Origin of the sequence: Hallella absiana (assembly GCF_025457485.1) — a bacterium.
Lineage (GTDB): Bacteria > Bacteroidota > Bacteroidia > Bacteroidales > Bacteroidaceae > Prevotella > Prevotella absiana.
The window spans coordinates 69,816-92,239 of sequence record NZ_JAMXSP010000011.1 but is presented as its reverse complement, the minus strand read 5'-3'; the positions used below and the strand labels follow the sequence as shown (position 1 = coordinate 92,239).

Genomic DNA, 22,424 nt, shown 5'->3' with positions numbered 1-22,424 from the left:
TCTGAATCTTAGCTATTTATTTGTTCTGACCAGTCTCAGACTATACCAGCCCGGGTTGGGCGTATTGCCGTCGGCAGACAGTCTGACGACGAACTTGGCGGTAGCCTTTCCTTGTTTGTTACGGAGGAGGCTGGCGGGCAGAGGATATTCAACATCGAAGAAGCCATTGGTCTCGCCTTCAGCTTTTTCCGGAATGACGATGTTGGCAATCGTCACACCGTTGACGGTCAGCGTGGCCTGACGACCCTTGTCGGCTGAAGTGAAGCGACAGCGGATGGCAAGGCTGTCAGTGTTTTCAGGTGTATTGAAGAGCGTGTACTGCACGTGTCCGCCTCTCTGGGCATCGCGATAGGTCTCGTCACGGAACGATCCGGCATGCGAGTCGGTGGAATAGTTGTATTCGTGTCCCGCCTCGTTTTGCTGTTCACCCGGAGAGACGAAGTCGATGGTGCGCTTGGCGAGCGCTTCTGCCTTGCGCTCTGTCTCTGCCATGTCGCTATGGGCGTAGCCCTCCGGAGTCTGCTGATACCAATAACACGAGTAGCGGGCGTGGTGGATTGTGGCAAACGGTTGCAACATGAGACGGGTCCAGTGGTAGCCTGCTACGCCCGGACGGCTCACATCCAGTGGAAAGCAAAGTGTGGACGGCTTTCCTTTGCCTACACGTGAGAGCACCTCACTGCGATTGCCGATGAGCAGAGGTGCCGTGGTGAGCGGCAGACTCTTGCCCACAGCACCGGGTGCATGGTCCATACGTCCTTCCCCGGCATATTCGTTCTTCAGTGGCTCGTAGCTCAATCCTGTTGCGTCAGCGTCAGCCTTGTCGCAGGCTGTAGTCTTGGCGGCAAGCAAGACGGGACCATACTCAAAGGCGACATAGTCCGGGAGGTTGGGGCAGGGCACCACACGCATCTGCATGGGCAGATCTACTTCCACCTTGTCGCCGGCTTTCCACTGTCGGTGTAGCTTGACGTAGGAAGCCTGCCCGACGGTTGTCTTGAGCGTTTGCGGCTCGCCATTGACGGTGATACGGAAGTCAGCAGTGGTCCACCAAGGATGGCGGATGGCCAGTGAGAAATTGCCGTCGCGGTTGATCGTCAGCGTGGTCTGCTGGCTATAAGGATAAGAAGTCGTCTGTGTCAAGTCGAAGCGGCGGTCGGAGAGATGACTTGGCGTGAAGAGATTGACGTAGAGCACAGAGTCGGCATCGTGGGTGTAGACAAACTGCCCGTACTTACTGTGGTTTTCCATGCCCGTACCGACGCAGCACCACATGCCTTTGTTTACTTGGGAATAGATGCGGTATCCTTGTGGGCGCAGCGTGGTGAAATAGACATATCCGCCCGTCTTCGGGTCTTGCGTGGAGAGGATATGGTTGAGAGTGGTATATTCGTAGAAGTCGGCGTAGCGGGCGTCGTGGGTGCGGTCGGCGAGTATTTCCGAGAGTTTCAGCATGTTGTTGGAGTTGCAACTCTCAGGTCCGTCGGCCCTGTCAATATAGCGGTTGCTGTTGGCTTTTGAGAGGAAGTGCTCCTCAACGCTGTTGCCGCCGATACATGTCGTGCGGTAATTTGCCACGTCGTCCCAAAAGTTTTGGGCTGCCTTGGCATAGCGCTTGTCGGCGGGGCTCATCTCTGCAATGCGCTCGAAGCCGATGTATTTTGGCACCTGTGTGTTGGCGTGCCGGTTGTCGAGAAACGTGGTGTTGAGCGTCTGCATACCGTCTACCATCTTTTGGTGTGAGAACGCCTTGGCAGCTTCGAGGTATTTTTTGTTGCCGAAGATCGTGTAGGCATCGGCGAGGACTTCATTCATACCTCCCTGCTCGGTGTTGAGTATGCTCTGCATCTGTGCGGTGCTGAGATGACTGATCAGCGCCACGGCCCAGTCTGCCATCTTGCGGTACATCTCTTTGGCGGTCTTGTTGCCGGTGTAGAGATAAGCATCGCGCAGTCCGGCCATCACCTTATGCTCGCAGTAGAAGGGCACCCATCCGCGAACGGGGTCGAAAGCTTTGGCGTTGCCCTGATAGAGTTCTCGCCACACCTCGTTGATCGGCTGCCCGCCGAGGAAGCCTTTCATACCCGTCTTGTCGTGTTGGTAGACGTCCTGACAGTCTTTCAGGACACTGAGCATATAGTCGAGTCGGGACTTGAGCAAGGCGCGTGTCTGCTTGTCCTGGCAGGCAGCGTAGGCCATGGCGAGGGCAGAGAGATAGTGCCCGCCCACGTGTCCGGAGAGGTCAAAGCCGTTACCGCCCCAGTTTTTGAAGTTGGGATGAAGTTGCAACCAATTGGTATAGCGTCCGGTGGTGAGTCCGGCCTGTCGGACGAACGGCGTGAGCAACCGGTCGGCATCGTAGTCGAGGAGTACCCGGATGTTGAGATCCATGGCGCGCTTCATGGGACTGTCGAGCAGCGTGACCTCACTGAGGTTGAAATGATGAGGATAGAGCAGCTCCTGTGCCAAGCCTTTTGCGGGCGAGGCCATCAGCATGGAGGCAGTGAGAGCGAACAGCAAAGTGTGTTTCATGATTTGTCTTTAGTATTTTGTTTTTAGTCATGTGCAAAGATAAGTGTTTGGCTCCATATATGCAAGAATCTCTTGTTTTTTATGTTTCTGTAACATTGACAATCTCGGTTGCTGGGCTCATACAGTTAGAAAATGACGGTACTCTTATGTGTTGCAGCTTGTATAAGTATTATTAAAAACTTTACAAAATCATGTCACGATTGTTGAATGAAATAGAGCGAAACCCGAAACTAAAATCAGCGAAAACCACAGTGAAAACCTCAAAAAGTGGTTCTGTCTGTGAGAAAACGGTGAGTTGATCGGGTTAAAACGGTGGAATGACACGCACAAAACGGTGAGATGATGCGGTCATCTCGGTTGTTTGATCGAAAATTCTCTAGAGAATTTTTCGTCAAAGTGCCTTTCTGACATAAAGGTAAAAGCCACTAAAATCGTATGTTGTTGATTTTTAGGCGTTTGTGGAAAACGCTGAAATTCGCGAAAATCAGACGAGAGACCAGTTTGCTGGCGAGAATCGTCTTCTCGTGGCCGGTTTATTGTCAGAATATCGAACATAAACACCAACCGAGAGAATGACGCCCTATGAGTATGTAGAAGAAGTACCTTCATGGAGATTATTATTCACACGAAGATCCACGAATTATCCACGATCTTCTCATAAATATAATAATTGATGAATAATTCGTGGTCAATTCTTGATCATTCAATGTCTTAATAGTCTTAATAGTCTTAATAGGGCAGAGTTAATGTTCATGAATCATGCAGGTTAACCAATTACAGATCTGTAACCAGAGAAAATTGCGAAGTTTCTGCACGTCAAGAACAAAGCGTTAGTAAACGCTTTTCCATAAAAGTCACCCACCCTTCGGGCTTCCGCAAAACGTTAGCTCTCAGAGTAGACGCTGCAAAGATACTATTTTTAAATTAATTAATCGATACTTAGAAGAAAAAAAATTTGCATAAGCATATACAAAATATTTCCAAGGATTTGCTTGTGTTCTCCAACTTTTTATACTATCTTTGTCCATGAAGAATAATTGTTGGACATAAATCGTGCCGTATTATGATAATTCATGTAGCAAACCCTATCTATGACTCCGTCTTCAAATATCTGATGGAAGACGAACGTATCGCCCGCACCATTCTCTCCGCGTTGCTGAAGAAAGAGGTTGTGGAAGTGCAGATACGCCGTAACGAGTACACCAATGGCTTTCGGGACAACATCTCCATGTTCCGCATCGACTTCGGGGCACGTATCCGCGAGGACGACGGGTCGCTACGTCTGATACTCATCGAACTGCAAAAGACATGGCTGGAGACAGAGACCCTCCGCTTCCGACAGTATCTCGGCGCGCAGTACGCCAACCCCGAAAACATGGTGCACGAGGAAATGCGGCCACCCTACGGCATTCCGATGGTTGCCGTATATATTCTCGGGCACAGGGTTGGAAATATAAATGTGCCCGTGCTTTATGTCAACCATAAGTCTTATGATTACGACGGCCATGAGGTAACCCAAGGCCTTCCCGACCCCTTTGTCGACAGTCTCGTCCATGACAGCATCATCGTACAGATCCCCCTCCTGCACGGACAGATCAACAACAGACTGTTCAAGGTGCTCAGCGTGTTTGACCAAACCAACAAAGAGAAGGACAACCGGCAGGTGATAGAGCTTGACGATGCCAATTATGAGGGTGATGCTGACATGCAGTATATCCTCCATAGGCTGATTATGGCTACAATAGATTCGCAAATTCGGCAGGACATGAATGCTGAAGATATATATATTACGCCTTTAGAGGACCGCGACACCGCCATTATGAGCCGTGACAAGATGATCAAGGAGAAAGATCAGCAACTCTCGCAGAAAGATCAGCAAATATCACAGAAAGATCAGCAACTCTCGCAGCAGAGTCAGCAATTGAATCGAATACGAGAGAAGTTGCGAAAGCAGGGATTGTCGGAAGACGAGATTGCGGAGATGTTCGGGAAATAAGAGGGACGTTGTGAACCGATGAGCAGAATGAACAGGTTGATAAACCAGCAGCTGCGCACCACGCTGACATCCGTTCTTGCCGATGCCAACGAGAAGAGCATCTTTCAATGCCACCGCTCGTTCATCGTCAACCTCAGCAACATCCGATCCGCTCATGGCAACTCCAACGGCTACCAACTCACTGTGGGCGACGAGCACCACACAGTACCCGTATCGAGAAGTTACGTAAAGACCTTGCGCTCGTTTGTCGGTTAAAAGACCACACTCATTGTTCTGCTCCGTTCTGTTCGGCGAGTTACAACTCGCCGCCCTCGCTGCCTGTCCCCCCCCCCTTGCGCTTCCGCTCAAAGCCAGCACTTTTCTGCTTAGTCATTCGTCCCAAATCCTTGCATTTCGTCCAGACACATAGGCGTATAGCCCCGTATTTAGCTGTCTGTCCCACAAATTTGCAGCGATGCGTTTCATGCGCTAACTTTGCCGGCATGAAACGCAACATTCTCATCCTCCTTCTCCTGCTGTCAGGCTACTGCCTTGGCTATGCACAGCAGTTGATATCGGGTACGGTGACCGACGACCGTCATCCGATCGTCGGCGCCAACGTCTTTGTCAAAGGTACGACAGACGGCTGCCTCACCGACTCACTCGGACACTTCTCCTTTTCAACGTTGAAAGCCGACAGCACACAGCTGATGGTCACCTGCATAGGGTATGACAACGCAGAACGCAATTGGCAAAAAGGACTTGGCCCGCCCGCCATCCGGCTATATGAGCGCACTACCACCATCGATGAGGTCGTCGTCACCGGCAGCACCTTCCGGTTCGGTCAGGCTAATGGCGTGAAACAGCCGGGAGCCCTCGACGTGGTGCTCGACGGAAAAACAAACACGGTAAATCTATGGAAGAGAATCTCCATACAGGGGGGCTATTAATTTTCTCGTTTTAACCGGCTTATAATTCTATAATTTTATCTATCTTTGCAACAACGTACAGCATAAAGGAGATTTCTCCAAGTGATGTAGACCTTCATATTACTATGTTTATGAGAAAAACCATTCTCGTCTTAATGACTCTATTTGCTATGACAAGTTGCAAGCATCAATTGACCGTAGACCAACAGGTGGATGCTCTCTATGAGAAGATGTCTCAGAAGGAGCGTATCGCACAACTGCGCAGTACCTACATGGATGACCTCTTCGATGCGGAGGGGCATCTTGACACCAGTAAGTGCCGAAAACTTATTCCTGATGGGATAGGCCATTTCTCGCAGTATGCCAGTCAGGCTCCGATGGATCCCAATGTGTTGTGCGACCGTGTTGCTGCCGTACAAGACTGGCTGATCCACAACACCCCCAGCGGCATCCCCGCCCTATTTCATGAGGAAGTGCTATCGGGAATCAATACAAGTGGGGCCACCATCTATCCCCAGCAGATCGGACAAGCCTGCTCGTTCAACCCTGTACTTGCTGAAAAGAAAACCCTGCAGACCGGTATCGCGCTGCGCAAGATGGGCGGTGTGCTCTCCCTTTCCCCTATGGTCGACGTATGCCGTACACCGAGCTTCAACCGCTTGGAGGAGTCCTATGGTGAGGACGGCTACCTTTCGGCCGTTATGGGTACAGCCTTTGTGCGTGGGCTACAGCATGGCGGACTGGACAAAGGTGTCGGTGCCTGCTCGAAGCACTACCTCGGTTACGGTGGTGGAGGCGATGCCGACGAGAAAGAGCTGATGGAAGAGATACTCCTGCCTCATGAGACGATGATACGCCTGACAGGCAGCAAAGCCCTCATGCCCGGCTATCATGCTGTCCATGGTACTAACTGCGTGGCCAATCACGAGATACTCACCGACATACTGCGTGGCTATCTCGGCTTCGACGGCATGGTGGTGAGCGACTATACAGCCATCGATCAGATACCCGGACTCGATACCCCAACAGAGAAAGCGGCGGCGGCCATCAATGCCGGCAATGATGTAGACTTCCCTTATGGTGCCAACTATCAACATCTGCAGGAAGGACTCGATCGGGGACTTGTCAAACCACAGGCTTTCGAACGGGCTGTGAAAGACGTGCTGAGGTATAAAGCGCGGGCAGGACTGCTCTCAAGTACACCTTATTTATATAGTAACGAGAAAATCGTCCTTGACAGTCCCGAAGAGCGGCAGACGGCATACGACATCGCCGCACAATCTGTGGTGTTGCTGAAAAACAGTGGTGTGCTACCGCTGAACGGCAAGCAACGCGTCTTTGTGACCGGACCCAACGCTAACAGCATGTGGGCGATGTGCGGTGACTATTCCTTCCCCTCGATGACCTATTTCTGGAAGATGAACGACAAGGATCTCGACCATCCCCATGTGGTAGGTCTGTGGGAAGGAATGCGTGACCGTCGTCCCGCTGACATCGAACTGTCGTATTCGCGAGGCTGTGACTGGACGGAGGAGATTGAAACCAAACTCAGCCATGGCGGCGACGAGCGGGCATGGGACTATAAGATGCTGCATCGTAAGGTAGATGCCGGAGAGAAAGCCGACAGCTCTGAGGCTCTGCGCATGGCACGCTCCGCCGACGTCATCATCGCGGCTATGGGCGAGAACGTGATGCTCTGCGGTGAGAACCGTGACCGTCAAGGTCTGAGCCTGCCGGGGAAACAAGAGCAGTATGTGGAGCAGTTGCTGGCAACGGGTAAGCCTGTGATACTCGTGCTCTTTGGCGGTCGTGCGCAGGTCATCTCGCGGCTGGCAGACCGTTGTGCCGCCATCTTGCAGGCATGGTATCCCGGTGAGGAGGGTGGACACGCTGTGGCTGACATCCTCTACGGCAAAGTGTCGCCGTCGGGTAAGCTCTCGGTCAGCTATCCGAAAGAGGAACTCAACGTGCCGATCTGTTACAACCGTTCCACAGTGCAGGACAGTAGGGTAGAGTGGCCCTTTGGCTACGGACAGAGCTATACCAGTTTTGCTTACAGCAATCTGGAAATGACAGATGAGGCCAAGACCGATGAAGACAGCTTCACATTGCGTTTCCGCGTGACCAATACGGGTCAGCGTGACGGTGACGAGATTGCTCAACTCTATCTCTCTCCGGCAGACGACAAACTGCCGGTACGCCCGATACAGTTGCAGGGCTTTGCAAGAGTTTCACTGAAAGCGGGTGAGACCAAGACGGTGACGATGAAAGTATATACTGAGCAGCTTGGCTACTACAGCCATGAACGGCAAAGACAATGGAATGTCGTTCCCGGCAACTTCGTGCTGAAAGTGGCTGCGTCGTCACAAGATATCCGGTTGCAGCATTCTTTGACACTCAAGGGTAAAACGGTCGTCAAGCCGCTTCGGGATCACTATTTCTCTGAGGCTCTGGTTCAAGGAGAAAAGGAGTAGGGAGGAACCAAGTTATATGTAGGACTAAAATATCAGATGGGTAAAATGAAGATTGAGACAGGTTACATGCCCTTCAAGGGCTTCAAGACGTTTTATCGTGTCGTAGGAGAGAAGACCGACCGTGCACCGCTGGTGCTTTTGCATGGCGGGCCGGGTTCCACACATAACTATTTCGAGGTGTTGGATCCTTTGGCAGAACTGACTCACCGACAGATCGTTTCTTACGATCAGATCGGATGCGGCGAGAGTTATGTCGAGGGACATCCCGAACTGTGGACACTCGGTACATGGATGGAGGAGCTCTCGTGCTTGCTGAATTACCTCCATATCACGGACTTCCATCTCCTTGGACAGTCGTGGGGCGGCATGCTGGCCATCGCCTACGCCATCGAGAAGAAGCCGCAAGGACTGCGTTCGCTGATCCTCTCCAGCACGCTGCCGCAGAGTCAGCTGTGGGGCAAGGAGCAACATCGGCTGATCACATTCATGAGTGAGGAAGATCAGAAGGCTATCGCAGAGGCAGAGCGCACCGGCAACTTCCAGTCACCGGCATACCTTGAAGCCAATGACCACTACGTGGCACGCCATGAGTTCGTCATCGGACCCGACACGCCGGAGTGTATGAGCCGTAAGAAACGCTTTGGTAATGAGGCTTATCTCGTGGCGTGGGGACCGAATGAATACAATCCGACCGGGACGCTGAAGGACTTCAACTATACCGACCGTCTCTGCGAAATCTCCTGCCCGACACTCGTCGTCAGCGGCACCAACGACCTCTGTACACCGTACATCGCCAAGACCATGTACGACAGAATACCAAATGCCAAATGGGAGCTCTTCTATGGTGCGCGCCACATGGTGTTTACAGAACAGACGGACAAATACCTCAAGATGATGACCGCCTGGCTGAAGACAGAGTAATCCGTTTATAAGACATAGTAACATAGTAAACAGAGTAAAATAAGACATAGTAACATAGTAAACAGAGTAAAATAAGACATAGTAACATAGTAAACAGAGTAAAATAAGACATAGTAACATAGTAAATAGAGTAATAAGACATGGTAACAGAGTAAACAGACTGTGTACAGAAATGTGTCGGTCGTGTTACAGCATAAGGAGAAAAATGATACAGGACAGAAAAAAGTGCATAAAGTTTTGGAAAGAACAAATCTTTTCTTTACCTTTGCAGTGTTATACCATGTTCTTACAGACTAAGACATAATAACAGAAACATAAATATATAGTAACCTTTAATTTAGCTTATTGAATTATGGCAGAAGAAAACAAACAACAGCCTCAAGAGGTAAAGATTGAGCTCAAGCCAGAAGTGGCTCAGGGCGAATACTCCAACCTTGCTATGATTAACCATTCCAGCAGTGAATTTGTCATCGACTTCGCACACATGCTGCCCATCGCTCCTCCTCAGATTTTCAGCCGTGTGATCATGGCTCCTGAGCACGCAAAGCGCCTGCTCTTCGCTCTGCAGGAGAATATCGTTCGCTACGAGAAAGAGTTTGGAGAAATCAAATTGCCTCAGGCTCCTCAGCCTGCTGACGAGGGCCGCACGATCGCTCCCTTCGGCACTGGCAAGGCATAATATTTAGCCGTTGGCTATCGTCTCTCCCCGAGCAATCGGGGAGAGCTTTTTTGTTTCAGACAGTGCCTTCAGATGTTGCGATGTGCTGTCAGATGTTATTAAATAATCTTAAATTTGATTTTCCCCTCGCTTTTTGTTTTATATATATTAGGTAGTTTGACGCTTTATTTGTACCTTTGCACCCCGTAACGGGTTAATTGTATTCGTGTTGTAATATCCCGAGATACACTAATCCGGTAATGCGTTGATTTAGAAGAAAATAAATATATAAAATTAAAAAGTAAAATTATGCCTACTATTCAACAATTAGTACGTAAAGGCAGAAGAGTACTGGTAGACAAGAGCAAGTCGCCGGCTTTGGACGGATGTCCTCAGCGTCGTGGCGTTTGTGTTCGTGTCTATACCACGACTCCTAAAAAGCCTAATTCGGCAATGCGTAAGGTTGCCCGTGTTCGTTTGACCAATCAGAAGGAAGTCAACTCCTACATCCCGGGAGAGGGCCACAACCTTCAGGAGCACTCTATCGTGCTGGTGCGCGGTGGTCGTGTGAAGGATCTTCCTGGTGTGCGTTATCACATCGTTCGTGGTACTTTGGATACCGCCGGTGTTGCCAACCGCACACAGCGCCGCTCTAAGTACGGAGCTAAGCGCCCAAAGGCAAAGAAGTAAAGAATCAACGCTAAGAGCCGGGGGCCGAGAGAGTGCTCTCTCCGGCCAGGGCTCAAAGCCTATTCAAGTAAAAATCCACTTTTTTAATCAGTTTTGCTGGAGAAGTTAAAACAGGTTGAGTAAATGCCCAGGTGTGGGCGTTGAAGATCATTTATGACAGCCCCATGCAGAATGAATATTTTTAATTAAACAATGAGAAAAGCAAAACCAAAGAAGCGCGTGATCCTTCCCGATCCCGTGTTCAATGATCAGAAAGTATCTAAGTTCGTCAACCACTTGATGTATGACGGTAAGAAGAGTACTTCCTTCGAAATTTTCTACAAGGCACTTGACATCGTCAAGGACAAGATGGCAAAAGAGGAGAAGGCTCCTCTGGAGATCTGGAAGACTGCCCTCGACAATATCACTCCGCAGGTGGAGGTGAAGAGCCGCCGTATCGGTGGTGCTACTTTCCAGGTGCCTACAGAAATCCGTCCTGACCGTAAGGTCAGCGTGGCTATGAAGAACATGATCGCTTTCGCACTCAAGCGTGGCGGCAAGAGCATGGCCGACAAGCTCGCTGCTGAGATCATGGACGCCTACAACAACCAGGGTGGCGCATTCAAGCGTAAGGAAGACATGCACCGTATGGCTGAGGCTAACCGTGCTTTCGCACACTTCAGATTCTAAGTTTCAACACACTTTAAGGTTAAAAAGAAAAATGGCTAATCGCGATTTACATTTGACGCGCAACATCGGTATCATGGCGCATATCGATGCAGGTAAGACAACTACCTCGGAGCGCATCCTCTTCTACACCGGAAAGACCCATAAGATCGGTGAGGTGCATGACGGCGCTGCCACGATGGACTGGATGGCACAGGAGCAGGAGCGTGGTATCACCATTACTTCCGCTGCAACTACTTGCCAGTGGACTTGGAATGGCAAGACCTATAAGATTAACTTGATCGATACTCCGGGACACGTTGACTTCACCGCTGAGGTTGAGCGCTCGCTGCGTGTGTTGGATGGAGCTATCGCTACTTATTCCGCTGCTGACGGTGTACAGCCTCAGAGCGAGACAGTGTGGCGTCAGGCTGACAAATACAATGTTCCCCGTATCGGATATGTCAACAAGATGGACCGCTCCGGCGCTGACTTCTTCGAGACTGTCCAGCAGATGAAGGATATCCTGGGTGCTAATCCTATCGTGATCCAGATCCCTATCGGTGCTGAGGAGAACTTCAAGGGTGTCGTAGACCTGATCAAGATGAAGGCTATCCTGTGGCACGATGAGACCATGGGCGCTGAGTATGAGGTAGACGAGATTCCTGATGATCTCAAAGACGAGGCTGAGGAGTGGCGCGACAAGCTCCTTGAGGGCGCTGCCGACTTCGACGATGCTCTGATGGAGAAATATATGGATGATCCTTCGACCATCACTGAGGATGAGATCATCGCTGCTGTCCGCAAGGGCTGCGTTGCCATGGAGTGCTGCCCAATGCTGCTCGGTTCTTCTTATAAGAACAAGGGTGTGCAGCCGCTGCTTGACTATACTTGCGCATTCCTGCCTTCTCCCGAGGATACTCCTGCTATCGTAGGTACCAATCCTGAGACTGGTGAGGAAGAGGATCGTAAGCCTCTCGAGTCTGAGCCTACTGCCGCTTTGGCATTCAAGATCGCTACAGACCCGTTCATGGGCCGTCTGGTATACTTCCGCGTATATTCCGGTAAGGTTGTGGCTGGCTCTTATGTCTACAACCCACGTTCCGGCAAGAAGGAGCGCATCAGCCGTCTGTTCCAGATGAACTCTCACCAGGAGATTCCTATGGATTCTATTGACGCTGGTGATATCGGCGCAGGCGTAGGTTTCAAGGATATCCGCACGGGTGATACGCTCTGCGACGAGAACCATCCTATCGTTCTCGAGTCCATGACCTTCCCTGACACGGTGATCTCTATCGCTGTTGAGCCGAAGAGCCAGGCTGATATGGCCAAGATGGACAACGGTCTCGCCAAGCTGGCTGAGGAAGACCCGACCTTCACCGTTCATACCGACGAGCAGAGTGGTCAGACCATCATCTCTGGTATGGGTGAGCTCCACCTCGATATCATCATCGACCGTCTGAAGCGTGAGTTCAAGGTTGAGTGTAACCAGGGTAAGCCTCGTGTGAACTACAAAGAGGCTATCACCAAGACCGTTGAGGGCTGGCGTGAGGTCTACAAGAAGCAGAGCGGTGGTCGCGGTAAGTTCGCTGACATCATCGTCACTGTAGGACCTAAGGATCCTGACTACAAGGAGGACGATCTGCAGTTTGTCAACGAGGTCAAGGGTGGTAACATTCCTAAGGAGTTCATCCCCTCTGTACAGAAGGGTTTCAAGGACGCCATGAAAAATGGTGTGCTCGGTGGCTTCCCAATGACAGACCTGAAGGTTGTGCTTACCGACGGTAGCTTCCACCCTGTGGACTCTGACCAGATCTCCTTCGAGCTCGCTGCTCACGCTGCCTTCAAGAATGTCTGCCAGAAAGCAGGTCCCGTGCTTATGGAGCCTATCATGAAGGTAGAGGTTGTTACTCCTGAGGAGAACATGGGTGACGTCATCGGTGACTTGAACAAGCGCCGTGGTATGGTCCAGGGTATGGAAGAGGCTCGTAGCGGTGCGCGCATCGTGAAGGCTATGGTGCCTCTGGCAGAGATGTTCGGTTATGTGACCGCCCTGCGTACCATCACTTCCGGCCGTGCTACCAGCACCATGGAGTATGATCACCATGCTCCACTGTCTCAGTCACTGGCTGAGCAGGTACTTGAGGAACTCAAGAAATAACAATTTTGAGCGAGGTGCCGCCTAGCGAATGACTCTTAGGCGGCATACCTCCTCAATCTTACACATTATTATATATATAATCATTTAATTACAGACATGAGTCAGAAAATTCGTATCAAGCTGAAGAGCTACGACCATCAGTTGGTCGACAAATCAGCTGAGCAGATTGTCAAGGCTGTCAAGGCCACGGACGCTATCGTTAGCGGTCCCATTCCATTGCCAACCCACAAGCGTATCTTCACAGTCAACCGCTCTACCTTCGTCAACAAGAAGAGCCGCGAGCAGTTCCAGCTGTCAGATTACAAGCGCCTCATCGACATCTACAGTGCCACTGGCAAGACCGTCGACGCACTGATGAAGCTTGAGTTGCCCTCTGGTGTGGAAGTGGAAATCAAGGTCTAATACCTTGCAGTATGTTCAAGAAGAATTTTATCATTTACGTTAACACAAAACATTTATTGAAATGCCAGGATTAATTGGAAGAAAAATCGGAATGACATCCGTGTTCAGTGCCGACGGTAAGAACACACCGTGCACTGTTATCGAAGCTGGTCCTTGTGTTGTTACCCAGGTTAAGACCGTTGAAAAGGACGGTTACAAAGCCTATCAGCTCGGTTATGCTGAGGCTAAGGAGAAGAGAACCAACAAGCCTATGGCAGGTATCTTCAAAAAAGCCGGTACAACACCAAAGAAGCACTTGGCCGAGTTCAAATTCGACGAGGAGTATAACCTCGGTGACACCATTACAGTTGAGCTGTTCAAAGACGCTAAGTTCGTTGACGTCATTGGCACATCCAAGGGTAAAGGTTTCCAGGGTGTCGTGAAGCGTCATGGATTCGGCGGTGTCGGTCAGAGCACTCACGGTCAGGATGACCGCGCCCGCAAGCCGGGATCTATCGGTGCCTGCTCTTACCCTGCAAAGGTCTTCAAAGGCATGCGCATGGGCGGCCAGATGGGAGGTGATCGTGTTACCACTCAGAACCTCCGTGTATTAAAGGTGATTCCGGAGCAGAACCTGCTCATCGTGAAGGGTTCTTTCGCCGGTTGCAATGGTTCAACAGTTTTAATTGAGAAGTAATGGAAGTTAGTGTTTTGAATATCAACGGTCAGGAGACCGGACGCAAGGTGGCCCTGAACGACGCCATCTTTGGCATTGAGCCTAACGATCATGTCATCTACCTCGATGTGAAGCAGTATCTCGCCAACCAGCGCCAGGGCACTGCCAAGGCTAAGGAAAGAAGCGAGCATGCTGGTTCTACCCGCAAGCTCGGACGCCAGAAAGGTGGCGGCGGCGCACGTCGTGGTGACATCAACTCACCGTTGCTCAAGGGTGGTGGCCGCGTTTTCGGTCCTCAGCCCCGTGACTATGGTTTTAAGCTCAACAAGAAAGTAAAAGTTCTTGCTCGTAAGTCTGCGCTGTCTTACAAGGCTCAGGAGAATGCCATCATCGTGGTGGAAGATTTCAATCTTGAGGCTCCTAAGACTAAAGATTTTGTAAATATCACTAAAAATCTTAAAGTTGACGGCAAGAAAGCTCTCGTAGTTTTGCCAGGTATAAATAAAAACGTATATTTGTCCGCTCGTAACATCGAAAAGGCTGAAGTGATGTCTGCTGATCAGCTCAATACGTACAAAGTTTTGAATGCTGATGTGCTCGTCGTCGCAGAAAGTTCTTTGAAGACTATCGACAACATCTTGGATAAGTAAAAATTAGGAGACAAAGTATTATGGCATATATCATCAAACCCCTGGTCACAGAGAAGATGAATAACATTACAGACAAACGCGCAAACCGCTACGGTTTCGTCGTTCGCCCAGAGGCTAATAAGCTCCAAATCAAGAAAGAGGTCGAGAGTCTGTATCATGTTACAGTAGAGGATGTGAACACAATGCGCTACGCTGGCAAACGCTCCAGCCGCTATACCAAGGCAGGCTTGATCCGCGGTCAGAAGAACGCATTCAAGAAGGCTATCGTCACCCTGAAGGATGGTGAGGCCATCGATTTTTACAGCAATATAAAATAAAAAATGGCAGTACGTAAATTCAGCCCGGTAACTCCGGGTACAAGACACAAGGTTATTGGCACGTTCGAGGAGATTACTGCATCCGTGCCAGAGAAGTCTCTCGTTTACGGTAAGCGTTCTACCGGTGGTCGAAACAACACCGGTAAGATGACCATGCGCTACATCGGCGGTGGTCACAAGAAGAAGTATCGTCTGATCGACTTCAAGCGAGAGAAAGATGGTGTTCCTGCTGTAGTAAAGACAATCGAGTACGATCCTAACAGATCGGCTCGTATTGCTCTTCTGTTCTACGCAGATGGTGAAAAACGTTACATCATTGCTCCTAACGGACTCAAGGTCGGTGACAAGCTGATGTCTGGCGCTGAGGCAGCTCCTGAGATCGGCAATGCTCTCCCACTGGCTAACATTCCTGTCGGTACCGTGATCCACAACATCGAGTTGCGTCCGGGACAGGGTGCACGCCTGGTTCGTTCGGCTGGTAACTTTGCTCAGTTAACTTCTCGTGATGGCAACTACTGTGTCATCAAGCTTCCTTCTGGAGAGACTCGTCTGATCCTCTCCGCTTGCAAGGCCACTGTAGGTAGTGTCGGTAACTCTGACCACGCTCTTGAGCAGTCCGGTAAGGCCGGTCGCTCTCGTTGGCTCGGACGTCGTCCTCACAACCGTGGTGTCGTGATGAACCCTGTCGATCACCCGATGGGTGGTGGCGAAGGACGTCAGTCTGGTGGTCATCCACGCTCTCGCAAGGGCTTGTATGCTAAGGGTCTCAAGACTCGTGCACCTAAGAAGCTCTCGAACAAGTACATTATCGAAAGAGCTAACAAGAAGTAATCAAGTTAATTAGAGCAAATTATGAGTCGTTCACTTAAAAAAGGTCCTTATATCAACGTTGCCCTCGAGAAGAAAATTCTCGCTATGAACGAGAGTGGCAAGAAGAGCGTCGTTAAGACTTGGGCCAGAGCATCCATGATTTCACCCGATTTCGTGGGTCACACTGTTGCTGTCCACAACGGTAATAAATTCATCCCTGTCTACATCACTGAGAACATGGTCGGACACAAGCTCGGTGAGTTCGCTATGACACGTCGCTTCGGCGGACACTCTGGCAACAATAAGAAGTAATCAGGGCAAACCATTTAAAATGAGTAAACAATAATGGGAGCAAGAAAACATATCGCGGCCGAGAAAATGAAAGAGGCCCGCAAGAACATGTACTTCGCCAAGCTCAAGGGTGTGCCTTCTTCTCCACGGAAGATGCGTTACGTAGTAGACATGATCCGTGGCATGGAGGTCAACCGCGCACTTGGTATCCTGAAGTTCTCTAACAAGCATGCTGCTGCTGACATCGAAAAACTGCTTCGCTCAGCCATTGCCAACTGGGAAACCAAAAACGACCGTAAGGCCGAGGATGGTGAGCTGTATGTCAGCAAGGTCTTCGTTGATGAAGGCGTGACCATGAAACGTATGAGACCGGCACCGCAGGGCCGTGGCTATCGCATCCGTAAGCGTAGCAACCACGTCACTCTCTTTGTTGATGCCAAAACTAATGACGAAAAATAATAAATAGAATGGGACAGAAAGTAAATCCAATAAGCAACCGTCTGGGTATTATCCGTGGTTGGGACTCAAATTGGTTCGGTGGCAAGGACTTCGGTGACAACCTCGTTGAGGACAAAAAGATCCGTCAGTACCTTAACAAGCGTCTGGAGAAAGCCAGCGTTTCGCGCATCGTCATCGAGCGTACTTTGAAACTGGTTACCATCACTATTTGCACTGCCCGTCCGGGTATCGTCATTGGTAAAGGTGGTGCTGATGTCGACAAACTCAAAGAGGAGCTCAAGAACCTCTTCAAGAAAGACATCCAGATCAACATCTTCGAGGTGAAGAAGCCTGAGCTTGATGCAAACATCGTCGGTCAGAACATCGCCAGCCAGATCGAGCATCTGATGGCTTACCGTCGCGCAATCAAGATGGCTGTTCAGAACACAATGCGTGCTGGTGCTGAGGGTATCAAGATCCAGATCTCCGGCCGTCTGAACGGTGCCGAGATGTCTCGTAAGGAGATGTACAAAGAGGGACGTACTCCTCTGCATACATTCCGTGCCGACATCGACTACTGCCAGACAGAGGCTCTCACAAAGGTCGGCCTGCTGGGTATCAAGGTGTGGATCTGCCGCGGTGAGGTGTATGGCAAGCGTGAGCTCGCCCCCAACTTCTCTCAGGAGAAGAACGAGCGCGGACGTAACGGCGGCCGTCAGAACCGTGGTGGCCGTAGAAGAAACAATAACCGCTAAAAGTAGAAGCTACAATGTTACAGCCAAAAAGAGTAAAATATAGAAGACCTCAAGACGGGCGCGGCAACAAAGGCAACGCCCACAGAGGTACTGAGCTGGCTTTCGGAACCTTCGGCATCAAGACACTTGAGGCTAAATGGCTCGACAGCCGTCAGATCGAGGCAGCCCGTGTAGCTGTCAACCGTTATATGAATCGTGAAGGTCAGGTGTGGATCCGTATCTTCCCTGACAAACCTATCACTCGCAAGCCTGCTGATGTCCGTATGGGTAAAGGTAAGGGTGATCCTGCTGGATGGGTAGCTCCCGTAACTCCGGGACGTATCCTCTTCGAGGTAGAGGGCGTGAGCCTGGCAGTCGCCAAAGAGGCACTGCGCTTGGCCGCTCAGAAACTCCCAGTCAAGACTAAGTTCGTCATCAGACGCGATTTTGATAAAAACGCTTAATTATGAAGATTAAAGAAATTACAGAACTCGCCGACAAGGACCTGCGCGAGAAGCTGGAGCAGACTGAGGCAGCTTTGAATCAGATGAAGCTCAACCATCAGGTAACTCCGCTCGAGAATCCATCCACGATTAAGGCTACGCGTCGCGACATCGCACGGATGAAAACCGTGCTCCGCCAGAGAGAACTTAATAAATAATTCACGGACAGATGGAAAAGAGAAATTTAAGAAAGGTAAGACAGGGTGTGGTGATCAGCGACAAGATGGAAAAAACCATCGTCGTGGCTGCCAAGTTCAAGGAGATGCACCCTATTTATGGTAAGTTTGTCCAGAAGACTAAAAAATACCACGCTCATGACGAGAACAACGAGGCTCATGTAGGTGACACTGTTCAGATCATGGAGACTCGTCCACTCTCTAAGACTAAGAGATGGAGATTAGTACAAATCGTAGAAAAAGCTAAGTAATCATGATACAGGCATTATCAAAACTTACAGTATGTGATAACAGCGGCGCACGCGAGGCAATGTGCATCCGTGTTCTCGGTGGTACCGGCCGTCGTTACGCCAGTGTGGGTGACGTCATCGTTGTGGCTGTACAGAATGTCATCCCTTCCAGTGACTTGAAGAAAGGTGCAGTATCTAAGGCTTTGATCGTTCGCACGAAGAAGGAAATCCGTCGTCCCGACGGATCTTACATCCGCTTCGACGACAACGCTTGTGTGCTGCTTAACAACGCTGGTGAACTTCGTGGAAGCCGTATCTTCGGCCCCGTGGCTCGTGAGCTTCGCGCTGTCAACATGAAGGTCGTCTCCCTCGCACCTGAGGTGCTTTAATTCTAAAACGTACACGAATGAATAAGTTACATATCAAAAAAGACGATACCGTGATTGTCCGCACCGGTAGTGATAAGGGCAAGACCGGTAAAGTGCTCAAAGTGCTGGTTAAAGAAAACCGCGCCATCGTGGAAGGCATCAACATGGTGTCAAAGAGCACAAAGCCTTCAGCTAAGAATCCTCAGGGTGGTATCGTTAAGCAGGAGGCTCCTATTCACATCTCTAATTTGGGACTTATCGACCCGAAGAGCGGCAAGGCTACCCGTATCGCTATCAAGCGCGAGGGTAAGACTGTCACTCGTATCGCTAAAAAATCAGGGGAGGAGATTAAGTAATGGATACAGCACAGTTAAAGAAAAAGTACAAGGAGGAGATCGCTCCTGCACTGCAGAAACAGTTCAACTACTCTTCAGCTATGCAGATCCCTGTTCTGAAGAAGATCGTCATCAACCAGGGCTTGGGTGATGCTACGCAGGACAAGAAGATCGTGGATGTAGCCATTAACGAGATCACCGCAATCACAGGTCAGAAGGCTGTGGCAACCTACTCTAAGAAGGATATCGCCAACTTCAAACTGCGTAAAGAGATGCCTATCGGTGTCATGGTGACTCTCCGTCGCGAGCGCATGTATGAGTTCCTTGAGAGACTCGTTCGTATCTCTCTGCCTCGTATCCGTGACTTCAAGGGTATCAATACCAAGTTCGACGGTCGTGGTAATTACACATTGGGTATCACAGAGCAGATCATCTTCCCGGAGATCAACATCGACCAGGTAGACCGCATTCAGGGTATGAACATTACCTTTGTGACTTCTGCCAAGACTGACGAGGAAGGTTTCGCTCTTCTGAAGGCCTTCGGTCTCCCATTTAAAAACGCTAAAAACGATAAATAAGTTATGGCAAAAGAATCAATGAAAGCCCGCGAGGTAAAGCGCGCTAAACTCATCGCACGTTACGCTGAAAAGCGTGCAGCGCTGAAGAAGGTCATCGCTACTACCAACGATATCGCAGAGGCTTATGAGGCTGCCCGTAAACTTCAGGCTATCCCTAAGAACGCTGACCCTATCCGTCTGCACAACCGTTGCAAGATCACCGGTCGTCCAAGAGGTTACATGCGTCAGTTCGGCATCTCACGTATTCAGTTCCGCGAGATGGCTTCTCAGGGCTTGATCCCCGGAGTCAAGAAGGCTAGCTGGTAACTCACCTTTCACTACAGGTTGGTGGCTGGCTAGTGGGACGCCAGCGCCTGACCTGATTACAAGATCATTTTTTAATATTGTCGGGGTAGTCCCGATTAATTAAACATTTATATTTATGACAGATCCAATTGCCGATTATCTGACAAGACTCAGAAACGCTATCATGGCTCACCATCGTGTGGTCGAGGTTCCTGCGTCTAACTTGAAGAAGTCTATCACAAAGATTCTCTTCGAGAAGGGTTACATCCTGAACTATAAGTTCATCGAAGATGGCCCTCAGGGTACTATCAAGGTTGCCTTGAAGTACAATCCTGAAACCAAGCAAAACGCTATCAAGTGTTTGAAGCGCGTCTCTACTCCTGGTCTTCGCCGTTACACAGGATATAAAGACATGCCGAGAGTAATTAACGGACTGGGTATCGCCATCTTATCTACGTCCAAGGGTGTCATGACCGACAAGGAGGCTGCTGATCTTAAGATCGGTGGTGAGGTTCTTTGCTATGTTTATTAATAGGAGGTTACAAGATGTCTAGAATAGGAAAATTGCCAATTCACGTACCGGCAGGTGTTACAGTTAATTTCGACGAGAAATCTTCTGTTGTTACTGCTAAAGGTCCTAAGGGTGAACTCTCTCAGCAGATTGATCCTTCTATTAAGTTTGATTTCCAGGACGGTGTCATCACACTTTCTGTCGACGAGAACAGCCCCGTCGACTACAAGCAGAAGCAGGCTTTCCACGGCCTCTATCGCGCACTGATCAACAACATGATCGTTGGCGTGAGCGAGGGCTTCAAGAAGGAGCTGGAGCTTGTAGGTGTTGGTTATCGTGTCAGCAACCAGGGCAACCTGATTGAGTTCTCTTTGGGTTATACTCACCCTATCTTCATCGAGCTTCCTAAGGAAGTGAAGGTTGAGACAAAGTCTGAGCGTAACCAGAACCCTCTCATCACTCTGGAGTGTGCCGACAAGCAGTTGCTGGGTCTCATTTGTGCTAAAATCCGTTCTTTCCGCAAACCTGAGCCTTACAAGGGTAAGGGTGTCCTGTTCAAGGGTGAAGTCATCCGCAGAAAGTCTGGTAAGACCGCTGCAGCTAAGTAATTTTATAAGAATTTACTATTATGACAACAAAGAAAGAACAAAGACGAATTAAGATAAAGTTCCGTATCCGCAAGCACGTCAACGGAACTGCTGAGCGCCCACGTCTCAGTGTATTCCGTTCTAACAAGCAGATCTACGCTCAGGTGATCAATGATGTAGATGGCCGTACTTTGGCTTCTGCTTCTTCTCTGGGTATGGAAAAGATGCCTAAGATCCAACAGGCTGAGAAGGTCGGCGCACTGGTCGCTGAGAAAGCAAAGTCTGCTGGCATTGAGACAGTGGTCTTCGACCGCAATGGTTACCTCTATCATGGTCGTGTGCAGGCTTTGGCTGATGCTGCACGTCAGGGTGGTCTTAAATTTTAATCGATTATGGCAATGAATAAAGTAAAAGTAAATAGTGACGCAGAATTGAAAGACCGCTTGGTTGCTATCAACCGTGTGACGAAGGTTACAAAGGGTGGTCGTACGTTTACATTCGCTGCCATCGTCGTTGTTGGTGATGGTAAGGGCGTGATTGGCTACGGTCTGGGTAAGGCCGGTGAGGTTACCGCTGCTATCGCCAAAGGCACTGAGGCTGCCAAGAAGAACTTGGTGAAGGTTCCTGTACTTAAGGGTACTGTTCCTCACGAGGTTGAGGTGAAGTTCGGTGGTGCAATCGTTCTCCTGAAGCCGGCAGCAGCCGGTACCGGTCTGAAGGCCGGTGGTGCTATGCGTGCTGTGCTGGAGAGTGCAGGTATCACAGATGTCATCGCAAAGTCTAAGGGTTCTTCCAATGCCCACAACTTGGTGAAGGCTACTTTCGCAGCTCTCTCAGAGATGCGTGATGCTTATCAGATCGCTGGTGAGCGTGGCATTGCAATGGACAAAGTGTTTAACGGTTAATAGGGTAACAAAACTATGGCAACAATCAAAATCAAGCAGATTAAGAGTCGTATTGGTGCTCCTGTCGATCAGAAGCGTACACTCATCGCTCTTGGCCTCCACAAGATTTCTCAGGTGGTCGAGGTTGAAGATACTCCTAGCAACCGTGGCATGATCCGCAAGGTGTTCCATTTGGTTGAAGAGGTGAAGTAATAATCTTTAAATTCAGACGAAATCATGAAATTACATACATTAACCCCGGCTAAGGGTTCTACCCACTCTCGTCGTCGTATCGGTCGTGGTCCAGGTTCTGGACTTGGTGGTACTTCTACCCGCGGTCATAAGGGTGCTAAGGCTCGTTCTGGCTATAAGAGAAAGATTGGCTTTGAAGGTGGTCAGATGCCTTTGCAGCGTCGTGTGCCGAAGGCTGGCTTCAAGAACATCAACCACGTTGAGTTCTTCCCTGTCAACCTCTCTACACTCCAGAAGCTTGCTGAGGAGAAGAACCTTACTAAGATCGGCGTAGCAGAGCTTGTTGCTGCTGGCCTGACCAATGGTAAGAAACCTGTTAAAGTTTTAGGAAATGGTGAGCTGAAGGCCAAGATTGACGTCGAGGCCAACGCTTTCTCTAAATCTGCAGAGGCAGCTATCCAGGCTGCCGGTGGTAACGCAACCAAAATCTAAC

At 49.9% G+C, this 22,424-nt stretch carries 31 protein-coding genes; 30 read left to right on the top strand and 1 reads right to left on the bottom strand.

Annotation, left to right across the window (positions count from 1 at the left end):
* Nucleotides 1-12: 12 nt before the first annotated feature.
* Nucleotides 13-2,532 carry a glycoside hydrolase family 127 protein gene (locus tag NG346_RS07560; protein WP_262279912.1) on the bottom strand — a complete coding sequence of 840 codons (2,520 nt, stop codon included), beginning with the start codon at nucleotides 2,530-2,532 and terminating at the stop codon, nucleotides 13-15.
* A gap of 1,063 nt (nucleotides 2,533-3,595) precedes the next feature.
* Here NG346_RS07560 and NG346_RS07555 point away from each other — a divergent pair.
* The 30 genes from NG346_RS07555 (at nucleotide 3,596) to rplO (ending at nucleotide 22,423) form a co-directional block, all read left to right on the top strand.
* The gene (locus NG346_RS07555) at nucleotides 3,596-4,528 is read left to right on the top strand and encodes a hypothetical protein (RefSeq protein WP_262279911.1); all 933 of its coding nucleotides are present in this window, start codon (nucleotides 3,596-3,598) and stop codon (nucleotides 4,526-4,528) included.
* A 27-nt stretch (nucleotides 4,529-4,555) separates the two neighbouring features.
* The gene (locus tag NG346_RS07550) at nucleotides 4,556-4,783 is read left to right on the top strand and encodes a LytTR family transcriptional regulator DNA-binding domain-containing protein (protein ID WP_262279910.1); all 228 of its coding nucleotides are present in this window, start codon (nucleotides 4,556-4,558) and stop codon (nucleotides 4,781-4,783) included.
* A 227-nt stretch (nucleotides 4,784-5,010) separates the two neighbouring features.
* On the top strand, nucleotides 5,011-5,457 hold the full coding sequence (locus NG346_RS07545) for a carboxypeptidase-like regulatory domain-containing protein (RefSeq protein WP_262279909.1): 447 nt from the start codon (nucleotides 5,011-5,013) through the stop codon (nucleotides 5,455-5,457).
* A 149-nt stretch (nucleotides 5,458-5,606) separates the two neighbouring features.
* Entirely contained in the window at nucleotides 5,607-7,910 is a 2,304-nt protein-coding gene (locus tag NG346_RS07540; RefSeq protein ID WP_262288545.1) for a glycoside hydrolase family 3 C-terminal domain-containing protein, read from the top strand.
* 45 nt (nucleotides 7,911-7,955) lie between these two features.
* Nucleotides 7,956-8,831, top strand: coding sequence for a proline iminopeptidase (pepI, locus tag NG346_RS07535; RefSeq protein WP_262288544.1), 876 nt, complete (start codon nucleotides 7,956-7,958; stop codon nucleotides 8,829-8,831).
* Between the two features lie 352 nt (nucleotides 8,832-9,183).
* Nucleotides 9,184-9,510 (top strand): DUF3467 domain-containing protein, encoded by a 327-nt coding sequence (locus tag NG346_RS07530; protein WP_262279906.1) that lies wholly within the window; start codon nucleotides 9,184-9,186, stop codon nucleotides 9,508-9,510.
* 288 nt (nucleotides 9,511-9,798) lie between these two features.
* Nucleotides 9,799-10,179 carry a 30S ribosomal protein S12 gene (gene rpsL, locus NG346_RS07525; protein ID WP_262288543.1) on the top strand — a complete coding sequence of 127 codons (381 nt, stop codon included), beginning with the start codon at nucleotides 9,799-9,801 and terminating at the stop codon, nucleotides 10,177-10,179.
* Nucleotides 10,180-10,371: 192 nt separating this feature from the next.
* Nucleotides 10,372-10,848, top strand: a complete 477-nt coding sequence (gene rpsG, locus NG346_RS07520; protein ID WP_262288542.1) for a 30S ribosomal protein S7 — start codon at nucleotides 10,372-10,374, stop codon at nucleotides 10,846-10,848.
* Nucleotides 10,849-10,879: 31 nt separating this feature from the next.
* Complete coding sequence (gene fusA, locus NG346_RS07515) at nucleotides 10,880-12,985, top strand: elongation factor G (protein ID WP_262279905.1); 2,106 nt, start codon at nucleotides 10,880-10,882, stop codon at nucleotides 12,983-12,985.
* A gap of 96 nt (nucleotides 12,986-13,081) precedes the next feature.
* Nucleotides 13,082-13,387, top strand: coding sequence for a 30S ribosomal protein S10 (gene rpsJ, locus NG346_RS07510; RefSeq protein ID WP_154535321.1), 306 nt, complete (start codon nucleotides 13,082-13,084; stop codon nucleotides 13,385-13,387).
* A gap of 61 nt (nucleotides 13,388-13,448) precedes the next feature.
* Nucleotides 13,449-14,063 (top strand): 50S ribosomal protein L3, encoded by a 615-nt coding sequence (rplC, locus tag NG346_RS07505; protein ID WP_154535320.1) that lies wholly within the window; start codon nucleotides 13,449-13,451, stop codon nucleotides 14,061-14,063.
* Nucleotides 14,063-14,692 carry a 50S ribosomal protein L4 gene (gene rplD / locus NG346_RS07500; RefSeq protein WP_262279904.1) on the top strand — a complete coding sequence of 210 codons (630 nt, stop codon included), beginning with the start codon at nucleotides 14,063-14,065 and terminating at the stop codon, nucleotides 14,690-14,692. Before rplC ends, rplD begins: the two co-directional genes overlap by 1 nt.
* Before the next feature lie 20 nt (nucleotides 14,693-14,712).
* Nucleotides 14,713-15,009, top strand: a complete 297-nt coding sequence (rplW, locus tag NG346_RS07495) for a 50S ribosomal protein L23 (protein WP_262279903.1) — start codon at nucleotides 14,713-14,715, stop codon at nucleotides 15,007-15,009.
* A 3-nt stretch (nucleotides 15,010-15,012) separates the two neighbouring features.
* A complete protein-coding gene (gene rplB, locus NG346_RS07490; protein WP_262279902.1) occupies nucleotides 15,013-15,840 on the top strand; it encodes a 50S ribosomal protein L2 in 828 nt (275 codons plus the stop codon).
* Nucleotides 15,841-15,861: 21 nt separating this feature from the next.
* A complete protein-coding gene (gene rpsS / locus NG346_RS07485) occupies nucleotides 15,862-16,131 on the top strand; it encodes a 30S ribosomal protein S19 (RefSeq protein ID WP_154535316.1) in 270 nt (89 codons plus the stop codon).
* 33 nt (nucleotides 16,132-16,164) lie between these two features.
* The gene (rplV, locus tag NG346_RS07480) at nucleotides 16,165-16,569 is read left to right on the top strand and encodes a 50S ribosomal protein L22 (protein WP_154535315.1); all 405 of its coding nucleotides are present in this window, start codon (nucleotides 16,165-16,167) and stop codon (nucleotides 16,567-16,569) included.
* An 8-nt stretch (nucleotides 16,570-16,577) separates the two neighbouring features.
* On the top strand, nucleotides 16,578-17,303 hold the full coding sequence (gene rpsC, locus NG346_RS07475; RefSeq protein ID WP_154535314.1) for a 30S ribosomal protein S3: 726 nt from the start codon (nucleotides 16,578-16,580) through the stop codon (nucleotides 17,301-17,303).
* Nucleotides 17,304-17,317: 14 nt separating this feature from the next.
* The gene (gene rplP, locus NG346_RS07470; protein WP_154535312.1) at nucleotides 17,318-17,746 is read left to right on the top strand and encodes a 50S ribosomal protein L16; all 429 of its coding nucleotides are present in this window, start codon (nucleotides 17,318-17,320) and stop codon (nucleotides 17,744-17,746) included.
* 2 nt (nucleotides 17,747-17,748) lie between these two features.
* Nucleotides 17,749-17,943, top strand: coding sequence for a 50S ribosomal protein L29 (gene rpmC / locus NG346_RS07465; RefSeq protein WP_154535310.1), 195 nt, complete (start codon nucleotides 17,749-17,751; stop codon nucleotides 17,941-17,943).
* A gap of 11 nt (nucleotides 17,944-17,954) precedes the next feature.
* A complete protein-coding gene (rpsQ, locus tag NG346_RS07460) occupies nucleotides 17,955-18,212 on the top strand; it encodes a 30S ribosomal protein S17 (protein ID WP_154535309.1) in 258 nt (85 codons plus the stop codon).
* 2 nt (nucleotides 18,213-18,214) lie between these two features.
* A complete protein-coding gene (rplN, locus tag NG346_RS07455; protein WP_154535308.1) occupies nucleotides 18,215-18,580 on the top strand; it encodes a 50S ribosomal protein L14 in 366 nt (121 codons plus the stop codon).
* 17 nt (nucleotides 18,581-18,597) lie between these two features.
* Nucleotides 18,598-18,915: a 50S ribosomal protein L24 gene (gene rplX, locus NG346_RS07450; RefSeq protein WP_154535306.1), complete on the top strand. Its 318-nt coding sequence runs from the start codon at nucleotides 18,598-18,600 to the stop codon at nucleotides 18,913-18,915.
* Nucleotides 18,915-19,472, top strand: a complete 558-nt coding sequence (rplE, locus tag NG346_RS07445; RefSeq protein ID WP_154535305.1) for a 50S ribosomal protein L5 — start codon at nucleotides 18,915-18,917, stop codon at nucleotides 19,470-19,472. The genes rplX and rplE overlap by 1 nt, the downstream gene beginning before the upstream one ends.
* Nucleotides 19,473-19,475: 3 nt before the next feature.
* A complete protein-coding gene (rpsN, locus tag NG346_RS07440) occupies nucleotides 19,476-19,778 on the top strand; it encodes a 30S ribosomal protein S14 (protein ID WP_154535303.1) in 303 nt (100 codons plus the stop codon).
* Between the two features lie 115 nt (nucleotides 19,779-19,893).
* Complete coding sequence (rpsH, locus tag NG346_RS07435; protein ID WP_154535302.1) at nucleotides 19,894-20,289, top strand: 30S ribosomal protein S8; 396 nt, start codon at nucleotides 19,894-19,896, stop codon at nucleotides 20,287-20,289.
* A 14-nt stretch (nucleotides 20,290-20,303) separates the two neighbouring features.
* Nucleotides 20,304-20,876 carry a 50S ribosomal protein L6 gene (rplF, locus tag NG346_RS07430; RefSeq protein ID WP_154535300.1) on the top strand — a complete coding sequence of 191 codons (573 nt, stop codon included), beginning with the start codon at nucleotides 20,304-20,306 and terminating at the stop codon, nucleotides 20,874-20,876.
* Between the two features lie 20 nt (nucleotides 20,877-20,896).
* A complete protein-coding gene (rplR, locus tag NG346_RS07425; protein WP_262279901.1) occupies nucleotides 20,897-21,241 on the top strand; it encodes a 50S ribosomal protein L18 in 345 nt (114 codons plus the stop codon).
* Between the two features lie 6 nt (nucleotides 21,242-21,247).
* Complete coding sequence (gene rpsE, locus NG346_RS07420) at nucleotides 21,248-21,760, top strand: 30S ribosomal protein S5 (protein WP_154535297.1); 513 nt, start codon at nucleotides 21,248-21,250, stop codon at nucleotides 21,758-21,760.
* A 15-nt stretch (nucleotides 21,761-21,775) separates the two neighbouring features.
* Nucleotides 21,776-21,952 carry a 50S ribosomal protein L30 gene (gene rpmD / locus NG346_RS07415; RefSeq protein WP_154535296.1) on the top strand — a complete coding sequence of 59 codons (177 nt, stop codon included), beginning with the start codon at nucleotides 21,776-21,778 and terminating at the stop codon, nucleotides 21,950-21,952.
* A 24-nt stretch (nucleotides 21,953-21,976) separates the two neighbouring features.
* The gene (gene rplO / locus NG346_RS07410; protein ID WP_262279900.1) at nucleotides 21,977-22,423 is read left to right on the top strand and encodes a 50S ribosomal protein L15; all 447 of its coding nucleotides are present in this window, start codon (nucleotides 21,977-21,979) and stop codon (nucleotides 22,421-22,423) included.
* Nucleotide 22,424: the final 1 nt, after the last annotated feature.